This window comes from Pacificitalea manganoxidans (assembly GCF_002504165.1).
Lineage (GTDB): Bacteria > Pseudomonadota > Alphaproteobacteria > Rhodobacterales > Rhodobacteraceae > Pacificitalea > Pacificitalea manganoxidans.
Genome location: NZ_CP021405.1, coordinates 67,799 through 82,299, shown reverse-complemented (window position 1 = coordinate 82,299; position 14,501 = coordinate 67,799). Strand labels below are relative to the sequence as shown.

The window sequence follows — 14,501 nt, the reverse complement described above, 5'->3', positions numbered from 1 at the left end:
TGATCGGTGCGGTTGCGGGAGCGGTGGCGCGCGCCTAGTCCAGCGCGCGTTCGGTGACGATCATCACCGATCCGGCCCCGGCAGCGGCCAGATCGCGGCCCAGTGCGACCAGTTTCGCGGCGGGCAGGTCGCGGTCGGGCACCAGCCGCACGGCGGTGGGGGCATCCGGGTCGGGATCGGGCATCTGGGTGGCATCGGCCGCGCGCAGATCGAGATAGGCCTGCGCGGAGGCGACATCGCGGCCGCGATAGCTGAGCCGCCCGTCGGCATGAACGACGAGCGTATCAGGCGGCGCGCGGCCTTCCAGATCGGCGGTGCGCACCAGCGACAGGCTGCTGTCGAGCGGCTGCGCCAGCGTGCCCGCCACCATGAAAAACACCAGCATCAGAAAGACGATGTTGATAAGCGCGATGGTCGGTTCGCGGGTCGAGGCGCGGCGTCCCCGTTTCATGCCGGATCTCCCAGAATGGTCGGTGTGGCGCCGGGGATCTGGCGCAGGGCCACCAGCAGATCGGTCAGCCGCTGCGCGGTGACATCCGCGCCCAGCGACACGATGACCGGCACCGGGGTCGCGTCGGCGGCGTCCGTCGGGATCGCGGTGCCGGGTTCGGGCGCATCGGGCTGAAACCGCGGCGCGGCGAGCGCCTCGGCCAATGACGCCAGCGTGTGGTCGCGCCCGTTGATCCGCAGCCCCTCGGCATCCAGTTGCAGAAAGATCGGACGCGCCTGCGACGGGGCCGCCTGCGCCGAGCCTGCGGCAGAGGCCAGCTCCACCTCCGAGAATTTCGAGAAGGTCGAGGTCAGCATGAAGAACAGCAGCAGCAGGAAGATCACGTCGATGAGCGAGGTCATCGACAGCCGCCGCCGGGGTTTGCGGATCCTAGCCATGGTGCGGCTGTCCTGCGAAGCCTCCACCTGAACCCGCCGGGGCGGTGGATGCGGTGACGGGGAACGCGGTTGCGGGGGATGCGGCGGCGGAAACCGGCACGCGCGGCCCGCCCTGCGGCGCAAGCACGGTCTGCACCGCGCGTTCGGCGGTGACACGTTCGGCATCCATGCGGGCCTCGAACCAGCTGAGGATCAGCGCGGTCGGCATGGCCACGACGAGCCCCACGGCGGTGGTCAGCAGCGCGACCCAGATCCCGCCCGCCAGCAGCGACGGATCGACCTGCGAGCCTGCGTCCTGCAACGACTGAAACGCCTCGATCATGCCCAGCACGGTGCCGAACAGACCCAGAAGCGGGGCAAGCTGCGCCACGGAATCGAGAAAGCGCAGTCCGCGTTCCAACCGAGCAAAGCGGGTTTCGGCCTCGGCCTCCAGCCGTTTGGCCGCGCTGGGATCGGCGTTGAAAGCCATGTCGATGACGGGGGCGAGGTAGCTGCGCGAGCGGGCCAGCGCGGCCTCGGCCGCGGCGCGGTCGCCCGCATCCCACGCGGCGACGGCCTGTGCCAGCGCGCGGTGGCGGCCCACCCCGGCGGCTGCGAATTGCCACAGCTTATACAGCACGACGGCAAGGGTCAGAACCGACACGGCGAGCAGCAGCATCACCACCGGCCCGCCCAGATCGGCGACGCGGTTCAGGGCATCAAGAAGCAGGGTCATCCGGTCACCTCGATCTGGGTTCGGGTCGACAGCCGCAGCGCGCCGTCACAGGCGGCAAGAGCGGCGGCGGGGGTGTCGGCGGGGTTGGCGGTGGCAGTGGCGGTGGCGGTGGCAGGCTGTTCACAGGTGTGCGCGCCGTTGAACAGCACTTGGCCCAGCCCGTCACAGGCGGCCTGCGGCACCACGAATTGCCGCACGCGGGGGCGGCCATCGGGCAGCGCGCCGAAATCGAACAGCGACAGCCGGTCAACCTGACCTTCGGCGGTGAACAGCACCGTTTCGAACACCGCGCGGTCGATATCCTGCCCGGTGCCGTTCTGCGCCACAAAGGACAGCAGGCAGCCGCCGTCGTGATTGGCGGCGGCGTTCAGCTCGATCGCGAGCCCGGCGGCGGGGGGCGTGGCGGCAGGCGTGGGGGGTGTGGACGGCTCCTGCGCGGCAAGCGCCTGCGGCATGGTCACGGCCAGCGCCAGACAAAGCGGCCCAAGCCGGGCGGCAAAAGCGGGGGAGGACGGAACGGTCAAGCTGATCTCCGCAGGTTATCGACAGTCAGGGTGAGGGCGGCTCTGGCTGGGACATGCGTGGTCTGGGCTGAGCGGTCGGCCCCTACCCACCATGAAATGCTGGGGTGCGCAATACCTGATTAAATAGATCGGGTAATTTTTGGACGGAAGATGGAGAGACTGTGCACGCAGTGCGCGTGGCGCTGACCTCCTTCCTGTCACAGGCGGGGTGCAGCCATCCGCGTGCGAAGGGGTCGACGGAGGAGGGGGCAGACCGCGCGGCCCCAAGGGCCCGGGTCAAAGCGCGCCGAAACGCATGGCCCCACCGGTCACGGCTGGGTCACGGCGGGGACAAAAGCACCCGCGCCGCCGTATGAGACAACGGCGCGGGGCGGGATCAGAACGTCTTGCTGAGCGAGACGATGAACGAGCGGCCCGGCTCGTTATAGGTGTTGGCCCCGGCGTTGTTCGACGTGCCTTCACGGTAGATTTCGGTGTTGAACAGGTTCTTCACCCCGGCCTGCAACGAAAACCCGTTATCGAACCCGTAGGTCGTGGTCAGATTGACCAGCGTGTAGGGATCGCGGTCCTCGTTGTTTTCGATCTCGCCCCCATTCGTGACCGATGTGTCCGGGCTTTGGATCCGGCCATAGTGATTGACGGCAAGGTTGAAGGTCCAGTTGTCGCGATACTGCCAATCCAGTTGCGAGTTGATCGTGTAGTCCGGCACCAGCGACAGCGGCTGCCCGGTTTCGAGATTCTCGGACCGCAGCATGACGGTGGCGTTGGTGGACCAACTCAAATCCTCGCGCAGCGGCACGCGCAGGTTGCCTTCCAGCCCTTCGACGATGGCTTCGGGCGTGTTTTCCCAACGGAACACCTGCGTATCGCCGACCACGGCGACCGGCGTCAGCGACGCACCGATCTTGTTTTCGTAATCGTTGCGGAAATAGGTCAGGCCCGCGTTCCAGCCATCGTTGTTGCGATAGGCGATGCCGATTTCCTTGTTCCACGACAGTTCGTGTTCCAGATCGGGATTGCCGAGGATGTCACAGCCGCCGCCCAGACTGGGATAGCTGACCGGACAGCCGTTGCCACGGGTGCGATACACATAGTCGGGGTTCAACTGGTAAAGGTTCGGCGCCTTGAACGCGCGGCTGATCCCGGCCTTTACCGTGATTTCGGGCGTGGCCTCCCACGAGGCGTTGAGGCTTGGCGACCAGTTCACCCCTGCTTCGGAATGGTAATCTACCCGCAGGCCCGGCGTCAGCATGAAGCTGTCGCTGAGCATCATGTTATCTTCGACGTAGAAGCCGATCAGATGCGCCGAGGGCGTGCCGTCACGGTCGTCGGGATCGGTGGTGGTGCCGTCGATTTCCTCGCCCTCGTCCAGACCCAGATCCTGCGTGACAGAGGTGGGATCATCGAGGAACTCGCCGCGATATTCCGCTCCCAGCGTAAAGGTCTGGTTGATGCCGAACGCGTTGGAATAGAGATCCCATTCGGTTTTCGCGGTGACGTTGTCGAGAAGGGCGGTGTTATACTCCTCCTCGGAATTGATCCGGCCCTCACCGCCGCCGGCGAGGCCTTCGGACAGGCGGCGGTTGTCGGTGTGTTCCCATTGCAGGAAGCTGTTGGATTTGCCGAAATCGTAATCGCCGCGATGGGTCAGCGCCAGCGTGGTGCGTTGCAGCACGTTGGTTTCCTCGCCCGCCAGATCGGCCAGCGTGGTGCCTTCGGACACTTCGGTATCGACCGACTGGAACAGCGCGTCGGCGGCGTAGAGATTGCCCTGACGGCTATAGCCCAGTTCGACCCCCCATGTATTGGCGGCATCGGGGCGGAATTCCAGCAAGGTGCTGACATCGACATTGGTGACGCCTTCGGACCCGGCGGCGACGCTTTCGCCATCCTCGGTCGCGGCGGCGTTGATGTCGGGATCGTCGCCTTCGGTCTTGTTCAGGTTCAGATAGGAGCGGAACGACAGCACATCGGTGATCGGCCCGGAGGTGACGACATTGGCGCGATAGGTCGCGCCTTCGTCCTCGCTTTCGGGCAGTTCGGTAAAGAAGGTTGCAGTGGTTTCCCGCTCGACCGGGGCCTTGGTGATGATGTTCACGACGCCGCCAGCCGCGCCGGAGCCGTAGCGCGCCGCCGCCGGGCCGCGAATGACCTCGATCCGCTCGATCGCGGAGGCAGGCACCCAGTTGCTGTCGCCACGGGTGTCCCGCTCGCCCGAGCGGCCCATCCGCACGGAGTTGCGCGACAGGGCCGGACGCCCGTCGATCAGGATCAGGGTGTTTTCCGGCCCCATGCCGCGCAGGTCGATCTGACGGTTGTTGCCGCGCTGGCCGGTGGGGGTGTTGCCGGTCAGATTGACGCCCGGCTGGGTTTTCACCAGTTCGGCCACGTCATTGGTGATGAGATAGTCCTGGATATCCTCGGCGGTGATGGTGGAGGCGCCGAGCGCCTGTTTCAGCTCCTCGGACGCGGCGTTGATGACGATCGTGCCGAGATAGGCGTCATCGCCGGTTTCGGCCTGTTCGGGCGCGGCGGCGGTCTGCACCTGCGCCTGCGCGGCCATGCCGCTGAGCATGACAAAGCCGCCAAGCGCGGTGGTGGCCAGCATCCGCCCCAAGGACGGATGACACGAGCGGAACGAAGGAAGGGCGGGGGGGGTCGCAAGGACGCGTGACGCGCACATGGGCGTTCTCCAGACTGGGAAACAGCGAAGACGCGGCGTCTGGCGGAGCGGCCTGATCGGTAGCTGGCTGGGCGAATTCGGCAAAGGTGTGAATACCGCGCCTTATACGCCTTCATAATTTCTTAGCAATTTAGTCAGGAAAGAAAGATCACGGCATTGGCATCCGTTGCAGATTTGCCGCAGGCGGGGTCTGCGCCAGCCGATCCCGCAGCGCGCCCAGCATCGCCTGCGTCATCGCGGGAGAGATCATTTCGATATGCAGACAAGGCAGCGACAGCCGTTCGACCCGCGCCGCGTGCGGCAACCAAAGCGCGGGGCCAAGGACCGTTCCGGCGTGATCATGCGCGGCCCGCAGGTGCAGCAGCGTCCCGTCGAAAAACGCCTCGCGATGGCCGCGCACCAGCCGGTTGGTGTCGCGCACGGCGCGGATGATCCCGGCGATCACCGGCTCCGGCAGGGTGGCGAGCGGATGGCCGTGGCCGCGCAGAAACCCCATGATCGCAGGCGCGTCGTCCAGATCGCGATGGGCGTCGGGATCAAACCCGGCGATGGCCAGCAGCGCGCGCAGGGCGGCGCCGTCATCGGGCTCAGGCTCATCGCGCCAGCAGGCCGAAGGATAGGCATCGAGCAGCGCCAGCAGCCCGACCTGCCGCCCACGCGCGTGCATCTGGCAGGCGACCTCCTGCGCGACGATGCCACCCAGCGACCAACCCAGCAGGTGCACCGGGCCATCGGGCGCGAGATCGGCAATGCGGTCGCAATACTCGGTGGCGAGCGCGCGCAGATCGCGGGGGGCTGGGTTTTCGGCGCGCAGCAGCGGCGATTGCAACGCATAGAACGGATGCCCCGCCAGCCCCGCCGAGAGCCCCGCTGCCAGCCTGCGGTAACACCAGCCCAGCCCACCGGCAGGCGGCAGTGCAAAGATCGGCGCGCCGGGGCCCGTGGCTAGCCGCAGCACCGGCGCAAGCCCGTCGTTGGGGCGGTTTTCGCTGGACGCGGCGGCGATGCGGGCGGCGAGATCGGCCAGAACCGGCGTTTCGAAAATCTGCCCCAGACCGGGATCGGCGCCGGTTTCCTCTTCGATGCGCAGCGACAGGCGCACGGCGCGCAGGCTATCGCCCCCGGCGCGGAAGAAATCGGTCGCCGCGTCCGCCGGGGCGGGCAGGTCCAGCACCTCGGCGTAGAGCCGCGCCAGCAGGTGCTCGGCGGCGCTGCGCGGGGCGGAATGCGGCTGTGCCGGATCGGGGGCGTTGGCGCGTGGGGCGGGCAGGGCGCGGCGGTCGATCTTACCGCTTGGGGTCAGCGGCAGCGTCGCAAGCGCGACCAGCGCACCGGGTTGCATCGTGGCGGGCAGCGCCGCGCGCAGGGCCGTGCGGAGCGCATCGCAGGTAGCTTGCGCGCCCTCCTGCCCCTCCTCCTGCGGCACCAGCCAGAGCACCAGTTGCGCCGCATCACCGCTGCCATGCAGCCCGGCGACCACCTGCCGGGTCAGCCCGCTGCGCGCGGCGGCGGCTTCGACCTCGGCCAGTTCGACGCGCACACCGCGCAGCTTGACCTGCCCGTCGCCGCGCCCCAGAAAAACCAGCGCCCCATCGGGCCGCGCCACGGCGATGTCGCCGGTGTCATACAGGCGCGCGCCGGGGTGGAACGGATCGGGGCGGAAGACGGCGGCGGTCAGGTCGGGCTGATCGCGATAGCCGCGCGCCAGTTGCACCCCGCCGATCATCAGCCGCCCCGGCACGCCGTCGGGCACCGGATGCCCGAGCGGGTCGAGCAGATAGAGCCGGGTGTTCCAGACCGGGCGGCCAATCGGGACGCTGACACCGGCATCGGCGCCCGTCGCCTCGTGGCTGGACACGTCCACCGCGGCCTCCGTCGGGCCATAGAGGTTATGCAGCCGACCCGTGACGCGCGCATGGAACCGCGCCGCCAGCGCGGTGGGCAGCGCCTCGCCACTGGCAAAGACCTGCGCAATGGCAAGCCCCGCGCTTTCAGGGGCGTCGAGAAACAGCGCCAGCATCGCGGGCACGAAATGCAGCGCGGTGATGCGGTGATCGCGGATCAGCCCGGCCAGCGCGCGCGGGTCGCGATGCGCCCCCGGCGGCGCGATCACCAGCACCGCGCCCGACAGCAGCGGCAAGAAGAACTCCCAAACCGACACGTCGAATGTCGCGGGGGTTTTCTGCAAGATGCGGTCCCGCGCGCCGATGCCGTAGGTCTCGCGCATCCACAGCAGGCGGTTGACGATGGCGCGCTGCGTGACCTCCACCCCTTTGGGCCGCCCGGTGGAGCCGGAGGTGAACAGCACATAGGCCAGATCGTCGGGCGCGGGGTCCGGCAGCGGCGTGTCGTCGGGCCGGTCGGGCCAATCGGTGGGGGAATAGACGCGCGCGGCCAGATCGGACCCGCCAAAGCCCGGCGCGGCCAGCACCAGCGCAGGCGCGGCGCGCGCCAACATATCGGCGCGGCGGGCGCTGTCATCCTCGGGGTCGAGCGGCACATAGGCGGCCCCCGCCCGCTGCACCGCGACCAGCGCCACCAACAGATCGAACCCGCGCGGCAGGGCCACCGCCACCACATCGCCGCCGCGCACGCCGTGCGCGACAAGCGCCTGCGCCAGCGCGGTGCTGGCCCGGTCCAGATCGCGGTAGCGCATGGTCGCCCGTCAAACACCAGCGCGGGCGCCTCCGGCGTGGCCTGCATCTGCGCCGCGATCAGGGCGGGCAGGGTGGTGTCGGGCACGGGATGATCGGTGGCGTTGCGGGCGGCGATGTGGGTCTGGGCCTCGTATAGATCGGGGTTGGCGTCGATCTGGAAACACAGCCCCCGCCGGGCATCGCCGCGCAGGGTGAAGGTCACATCCTCGACCGACCCCGCGCCAAGGATCTGCAATCGGGTGTCGAGCCCGGTCATCTTGGGGGCCGTGTCAAACGGCAGCACATTGATGAGCGGGCCATGCAGCCGCCGCCCCTGCCCGACGCGGCCCAGATCGCGGCGCAGCGCCTCGCCCCGGTAGCGGCCATGACGGCGCAGATCGGCCAGCGCCTGCGCGGCCCCTGCCAGCCACGCGTCAAGCGGCTGATCGGCGCGCACCGGATGGTGGAAAGGCAGCACATTGACCCAACTGCACACCACCCGCGCGGCCCCCGACCGCATGCGGTTCATCAGGGGCACGCCGGGCACCGACGCGCCGCCAATGGTGCAGCGGGCCAGATAGGCGGCGATCAGAGCGGTCGCGAGATCCGGCCATGACAGGCCGGTGGCCGCAGCCCGGTCCAGCAACGCGCGGCGCAGGTCGTCGTCCAGCGGGGCCTCGTGCCGCAAAAACCAGTTCGAGATACCGGGCGCGCCCTCGGTCAGGCTGCCCACATCGTCAAGCTGGGCCAGATGCGCACGCCACCACGCGCGGTCGCGGGATTCGTCGATGCTGCCGGTATAGGCGGCCTCGGCCTCCGCCGCGCGGGCGAATGGCTCAAGCGGGCGCGGCGCGGCGCGGCCCTCGCGCGCGGCGGAGTAAAGCGCGGCGATGCGGTTGGTCAGCAGCAAATTGGCAAAGCCGTCAGCGGCAAGGTGATGCACCCGCTGGCTCAGCACATGGCGCTCCGGTCCCAGCCGCCACAGGGTGAACCCGGCCAGCGGCCCGGTGGTCAGGTCCACGGGCGATTGCGCCTCGGCCCAGAGCGCGGCCTCGACCGCTGCGGGATCGCTGCCGGTCATGTCGCGATGGAGCAGACGGGGCGCGGCGGCGGGGTCGGTCCATTGCTGCGGTGCGCCATCCGGTCCCGGTGCGATGCGCAGCGACAGGGCGTCGGCCTCCGCCACCACCTGCGTCACGGCCCGCGCCAGCCCCGCGACATCCAGCGGCCCGTCCAGCCACAGCGCCTGCCCGGTATTGAAGACCGAGCTTCCCGGCGCGGTGCGCTGCGCAAACCAGATCCCCTGCTGCGCCGCACAGAGCGGCACGCGGGCGGCGGGTCTGGGATCGGGGCCGACCGGGCGCATAGTCAGGCGGCCTGTGCGCGGGCGACGATGTCCCACCACGCGGCGAGGGTCTCATGCTCCATGAATTCGGTGTAATCGAGGTTCGGCTGGCGTTCCTCCCACCCGGAAATCAGGTCCATCACCCGCATCGAATCGAGCCCCAGATCGGCGAGGTTGTCATCAGGGCCGACCTGCTCGGGCGGGATCGACAGGGCGCGGGCGATATCGGCGCGCATGTCATCGCGGGTCAGCGCGGCGGCAGACGTCGGGGCTGCGGAGGCGGAGGGATCAGAAGCAGGGGCGGACATCGGCGAACCTTTCGGGCTGTCAGACAAGGGCGGCGTCACGGGCCAGCGCGGCGCGCAGATCGCGGCGGCTGATCTTGCCCACGGCGGTGGTGTCGAGCGTGGTGACCACGCGGATTTCGTCGGGGATCTTGAACGCGGCGATATCGCGCCCGCGCATGAAGCGGCGCAGCGCGGGGGCATCGGGCGGGGTTTCGGCCTCCGGGCGCGGCAGAACGAAGGCGCAGCTGCGCTCCCCCAGATGCGGATCGGGGACCGACACCACCACGGCGTCGAGCACCGCGGGATGGGCGATCAGGTGGTTCTCGATCTCCTCGGCGGAGATCTTCTCGCCCGCGCGGTTGATATGATCTGTGGCCCGGCCCTGCACCACCAGATGGCCGGAGGGCAGTTCCTGCACGATATCGCCCGTGCGGTAGAACCCATCGGCGGTAAAGCTGCGGGCATTGGCGGCGGGCTCGGCGTGGTAGGCGCGGATCGTGTAGGGGCCACGGGTCAGCAGATGACCGGGCGTGCCGGGGGCGACGGGCCGGTCGGCGTCATCGACCACGCGGATCTCATCATCGGGGGAAATCGGGCGGCCTTGGGTTTCGGTAATCAGATCGGGCGCATCATCGAGCCGGGTGTAATTCACCAGCCCCTCGGCCATGCCGAACACCTGTTGCAGCGTGCAGCCCAGCACCGGCGTCACGCGGCGGGCGGAGGCGGGCAGGAATTTCGCGCCGCCGACCTGCACCACGCGCAGGCAGGACAGATCCGGCAGCCGCCCGGCCTCGCGCAGCCGCTCGGCGGTGTCGAGCCATTTCAGCGCCAGCGGCGGCACCAGCGCGGCGATGGTCACGCCTTCCTGCGCGATCAGCCGCAGGCAGGGCTCCGGCGCCGGTGTCGGGGCCAGCACCACACGCCCCCCGGCGTAAAGCGCGCCAAAACAGCCCGGCGAGGACATGGTGAAATTATGCGCCACGGGCAGCACGGCGAGGTAGACCGCCTGCGCGTCCAATCCGCAAATCCGCGCGCTTTCGCGGAGCGTATAGATATAATCGTCATGGGTGCGGGGGATCAGCTTTGACAAGCCGGTGCTGCCGCCGGAAATCTGAAGAAACGCGACCGAAGCGGGGCGCGAGGCGGGCAGCGCCGAAGGGGGCGCGGAGGGCGCGTGCTCCGCATGGGTCAGCCCGCTGGCATCGCCGGTCAGCGCGGCCCCGGTTTCAGCGACGATCACATGGCGCAGGGCGGGCAGATCGGCGGCGAGCGCGTGGGCCTGCGCGGCATGATCGAACCCGGCGATGCGGGCTTCGGTGACGATGGCGGCGGCCTCGGACCGGGCGGCCAGATGCTCCAACTCCGTGCGGCGATGGGCGGGCAGGGTAAAGACCGGGATCATCCCCGCCAGAAACAGCGCAAAGCTCGTCTGGAAGAATTCCGGCACATTGCCCATCTGCACCAGCACCCGGTCACCGGGGCGCAGGCCGCGCGCCAGCAGACCGGCGGCGAGCCGTTCGGACCGGATCAGCAGATCGCCATAGCTCCAGCTGCGCGCCCCGGCGGTGATCGCGATGCGGGCGGGATGTGCGGCGGCACGGGTGCGCAGCAGGTCGGCAAAGGTCTCCCCCCGCCAATATCCCAGGGCACGATAGCGGGCGGCCAGATCAGCGGGCCAGGTCTGGGTGATCGGCTGCATCGAAGGCTCCTGTGGCGGATTTGGGCGGGTTGGGCAGATGGGGCAGATTGGCCGGGTCGGGAACGGCCCGCCCCCGGTGAGGCGGGCCGCAGTCATAGGCAGCGCGGGATCAGCCCTGCGGCGTGATGCGGGTGATGTGATCGCCGCTGGGGTCGTCTTCGCCATTGCGCTTGTTGACCAGCAGCACGCCGCCCGCCCCATCGGCGATCAGGTGGTTGGGCAGGCTGCCCACGGTCAGGGTGCCGGTGACCTCGCCTTCGGGCGTGATGGTGACGACGCTGTGAGAGCCGCGCACAGCGACAAAGGCCGTGCCGGTGTCAGGATCGACCGCGATATTCAGCGGGTTGGCGCCCACGGGCACGTCATGCAGCAGCTCGCCCGACGCGGCGTCGAGGATCTGCACATTGTCGCTGCCCTGACCGGCGGTGAAAATGCGGTCGCTTTTCGGGTCATAGCCGACGCCGATGGTGCCTTTCGATCCGGTCAGCGGCCAGACCGCGCTTTGGGTGCCGGAGGTGAGATCGACCACCGCCACCTCGTCACTGGTCAGGCTGACCACGAACAGCCGCCCGCGATCGGCGTCGAGTTGCAGGCTCGCGGTGCCGAAATCGGTGCGGCGGCGGGAGGAGGTGAGTTCGATCACACCCTCATGGGTCATGCTTTCGGCATCGAAGACATGGATTTCCGGCAGGAAGGTCGCAGAGACATAGACCTTGCCGTCATATTCCACCACATCGCGGGGATGGCCGATGGTGCCCGGCTCGAACTGCTTGAGCAGGGACAGATCGTCGGCGTCATAGACCGCGACGGTATCCTGCCGTGTGTTGCTGACCCAGACCTGCCCGGCCTCTGCCGCGATGCCCACGCCATAGACGGCATAAAGCCCGCCATCGCGCCCGTCTTCGCGCGCAGGTGCGGCCTGCGGCGTGGTGCGGGCGATGATGTCAAAGGTTTCGGGATCGAGCTTCAGCAATTCGCTCTGCGTCACCGGCGGGCGTCCCACGGCGGAGGTGACATAGAGTGCCTCGCCATCCGCAGCCCGCGCGACCTGATAGAGACCCGGCGCCAACTGCCGATCCACGGTGTCGAAGCTGCCGGTCTCCGGCAGGACGGGGGAGATCTTCAGATCCACGATCATCGCGTAATCGGGACCGTCAAGTTCGGCCACCACCGGATAGGTGCCGGGCTCGGCGGTGTCGGGCAGGGTCAGCGTCGTCTCGAACGCCCCGTCGGCATCGACGGTGATCGGCGCGGCGGTGGTCAGCGGCGCGCCATTGCTGCGCAGGGTGACGGTCTGGCCTGGGATCAGGCCGCTGCCCGACACGGTGACATCGGTGCCTGCGGTGATCGGCGCGCGGTCAATGCCGCTGGCGCGGATGCTGCCGTCGAAGGCCGGGGCAAGGCCGGTGAACGGCTCCGCCTGCGCGAACGGCGCGGCGCAGAGGCTCAGCGCGACGGCGAGCGCGGTTACGGGGCGGGCGCGAAGACGGGCGCGACGGCGGGCCGGAAGTTGGGACATATGTTCCACCTTGTCTGAAGCCGGGCCGGACCCGGCGGGTCTATTGGGAGGGTTGGCTTCAGCAAGGCTGTGGCTGGCGGCCCCGCCCGGCGCGCAACGCAACGTCACGGAAGGCGGGAGTCGCGCTGTGATTAGGATGACTGAGTAAAACAGTCAACCAAAGAGCGGGACGCGCCTGCGCCGGGCCCGTGCGCCGTGGCGGGCGGCGCACAGACACACCCGCGCGGCGCACGCATGGCTTACGCCAGCCCCGCCGCGACCATGAGCGAGCGGGTGAACGTCTCGCCATGGCTCAGGCCGGGGAAAATCCGCAGATGCCCCGGCACCCCCGCCGCGCGCAGGGCGCGATCGAGATCGTCGAGGGCGTCCTGAGGCAGCGCGTCGCGCATCTGCACCAAACGCTGGGCGCGGGGATCGGTAGGGCGGCTGGCGCGGGCGCGCTCGGCCTCGCCCAGATGCAGATCAAGCGGCACGGCGGGGGCGTTACCGGCCGCAAGCTGCGCCATCAGCCGGTTGAAAAACCGCGCGTCATCCCACCATAGCGACGGGCTTGCCGCGATGTGGCGCGCGAACGGGCTGCTACCGGCAAACGCGGCGTGCAGTGCAAAAAGCCCGCCATAGGAATGCCCCCAAAGCGTCATCGCCGCCGGATTAAGCGGCCCAAGCGCCAGCGCACGGGGCAGAACCTGCTCCCGCAGCAGCGTCAGATAGCCCGCCGCACCGCCCCCCGGACGCCCGCGCGGATCGGCCACCGGCGCGCCGTTTGCATCGGGCGGGGTATAATCGCGGGTGCGGTCCTGCGCGGCAAAGCGGGTTTCGACATCGTGCCCCGCAAGGATCAACGCCGGGCGCGGGCCATCGGCCAGACGCGCCAGCGTGGCGGCGTCTAGATCCGCCGCGACCGCATGACCGTCAAGCGCGCAGAGCACCGCAAACCCACCTTCGGGCACCGCGCCGCGCGGCCAAGCGACCCGGATCAGGTGATCGGCGCCGCCGTTGGCGGGCAGCCGGATCTGCCGGGCGTGATAGCTGTCGGAACCGGTGTCGAGCGTCACGGGGCCAGTCACCTCCTGCACCGGCTGGGCGCTTGCGCGCAGGGCGGTGCCTGCGCCGATCCCGGCGGCGCCGAGCGCGATCAGGATCTGCCTGCGGGTGAACGGGCTCATTGCTTGGCGCCCGTATCTGCGCCCGTATCGGTGCCTGTGTCGGTGCCCGTGTCGGTGTCGTCAATCGTAGCGGCTTCGGCCTCCAGCCGCGCCAGCAGCGGGGTCTTCGCGCGCCACGTGTCATACCATGCGCTGACGGCGGGCTCGAACCAGTCGCGGCCCACCTCGCGGACCGGCACCCCGGCGGCTTCGATTTCGGCGCGGTAGCGGCTGTCGATCTCGCCATAGCCTTCGACCATCGCGTCGATGCGGGTGGCGAAAACCTCCGCGACCAGTGCCTGCGCCTCTGGCCCCAACTGGGCCCAACCGCGCGCGGAGGCGACCGCCGCCATCGGGAACATCATGTGGTCCGAGGCGATGACCTCGCCCGCATGTTCCCAGTAGCCCGCATTCCATGTGCCCTCATAGTCGATCTGCATGCCATCGACCTGCCCGTTGGCAAAGGCATTGTAGAGCTCGGGCAGCGGCATCGGGGTGGGGGTCGCGCCCAGCAGGGTCCAGAAATCCAGCTCCGGTGCCAGCGGCACGGTGCGGATCTTCTGCCCCTTCAGATCGGCGGCGGTTTCGGTCGGGGTGGCTGTCACGATCTCGCGCAGGCCCGCCATGCCAAAGGCCAGCCCGTGCAGGCCAAACTGCCGGAACCCACCCAGAAGCTCCTGCGCCACATCGCCCCGCAGCAGTGCGCGGGCAGCGGCGGTGTCCGTGGCGATGAAGGGCGCCAGAAACACCCCGTAATCCGCGTTGCGATTGGCAAATTCGCCCAGCGTGAACATCCCGAAATCGAGGCTGCCGGATTGCAGTTGCTGCAACATCTGCGCCTCGCTGCCCAATTGGCCGGAGGGCAGCACGACGAGCGTGATCTCGCCCGCGCTGCGCTCCGCTAGATCGGCGGCGATGTCCTGCGCGGTCTGGGTCCATTGATGTGACGGCGGGGTGATGAGACCGACGCGCAGCTCCGCCGCGGCGGCTGGCAACGCCAGCAGGCCAAGCGCAAGGGTCGTGGACAGGGTCAGGCGAAAGGGCAGGGCAGTCATGGTCA

11 protein-coding genes and 1 pseudogene are annotated in these 14,501 nt (G+C 69.0%); all 12 read right to left on the bottom strand.

All coding sequences use genetic code 11. The features are described 5' to 3' along the window. Positions 1-34 precede the first annotated feature (34 nt). The 12 genes and pseudogenes from CBW24_RS15565 to CBW24_RS15515 all read right to left on the bottom strand — a co-directional run bounded on the left by CBW24_RS15565 (position 35) and on the right by CBW24_RS15515 (position 14,496). Positions 35-451 carry an ExbD/TolR family protein gene (locus CBW24_RS15565; protein ID WP_097374316.1) on the bottom strand — a complete coding sequence of 139 codons (417 nt, stop codon included), beginning with the start codon at positions 449-451 and terminating at the stop codon, positions 35-37. Beyond that, positions 448-888, bottom strand: coding sequence for a biopolymer transporter ExbD (locus CBW24_RS15560; protein ID WP_088664107.1), 441 nt, complete (start codon positions 886-888; stop codon positions 448-450). The genes CBW24_RS15565 and CBW24_RS15560 overlap by 4 nt, the downstream gene beginning before the upstream one ends. Next, positions 881-1,603: a MotA/TolQ/ExbB proton channel family protein gene (locus CBW24_RS15555; RefSeq protein ID WP_097374315.1), complete on the bottom strand. Its 723-nt coding sequence runs from the start codon at positions 1,601-1,603 to the stop codon at positions 881-883. Before CBW24_RS15555 ends, CBW24_RS15560 begins: the two co-directional genes overlap by 8 nt. Beyond that, on the bottom strand, positions 1,600-2,127 hold the full coding sequence (locus CBW24_RS15550; RefSeq protein WP_097374314.1) for a hypothetical protein: 528 nt from the start codon (positions 2,125-2,127) through the stop codon (positions 1,600-1,602). Before CBW24_RS15550 ends, CBW24_RS15555 begins: the two co-directional genes overlap by 4 nt. Before the next feature lie 376 nt (positions 2,128-2,503). Further along, a complete protein-coding gene (locus tag CBW24_RS15545; RefSeq protein WP_198405285.1) occupies positions 2,504-4,735 on the bottom strand; it encodes a FepA family TonB-dependent siderophore receptor in 2,232 nt (743 codons plus the stop codon). Positions 4,736-4,958: 223 nt separating this feature from the next. Beyond that, positions 4,959-7,466 carry an amino acid adenylation domain-containing protein gene (locus CBW24_RS15540; RefSeq protein WP_232530346.1) on the bottom strand — a complete coding sequence of 836 codons (2,508 nt, stop codon included), beginning with the start codon at positions 7,464-7,466 and terminating at the stop codon, positions 4,959-4,961. A 131-nt stretch (positions 7,467-7,597) separates the two neighbouring features. Then, positions 7,598-8,812, bottom strand: a pseudogene (locus CBW24_RS18695) (condensation domain-containing protein); the annotation flags it as partial. A gap of 2 nt (positions 8,813-8,814) precedes the next feature. Further along, positions 8,815-9,099 (bottom strand): phosphopantetheine-binding protein, encoded by a 285-nt coding sequence (locus tag CBW24_RS15535; RefSeq protein ID WP_097374313.1) that lies wholly within the window; start codon positions 9,097-9,099, stop codon positions 8,815-8,817. Between the two features lie 19 nt (positions 9,100-9,118). Further along, positions 9,119-10,777, bottom strand: coding sequence for a (2,3-dihydroxybenzoyl)adenylate synthase (locus CBW24_RS15530; RefSeq protein ID WP_097374312.1), 1,659 nt, complete (start codon positions 10,775-10,777; stop codon positions 9,119-9,121). A 109-nt stretch (positions 10,778-10,886) separates the two neighbouring features. After that, the gene (locus CBW24_RS15525) at positions 10,887-12,296 is read right to left on the bottom strand and encodes an NHL repeat-containing protein (RefSeq protein ID WP_097374311.1); all 1,410 of its coding nucleotides are present in this window, start codon (positions 12,294-12,296) and stop codon (positions 10,887-10,889) included. A 239-nt stretch (positions 12,297-12,535) separates the two neighbouring features. Beyond that, entirely contained in the window at positions 12,536-13,462 is a 927-nt protein-coding gene (locus tag CBW24_RS15520) for an alpha/beta hydrolase (RefSeq protein WP_097374310.1), read from the bottom strand. After that, positions 13,459-14,496, bottom strand: coding sequence for a TRAP transporter substrate-binding protein (locus CBW24_RS15515; protein ID WP_097374309.1), 1,038 nt, complete (start codon positions 14,494-14,496; stop codon positions 13,459-13,461). Before CBW24_RS15515 ends, CBW24_RS15520 begins: the two co-directional genes overlap by 4 nt. Positions 14,497-14,501 lie beyond the last annotated feature (5 nt).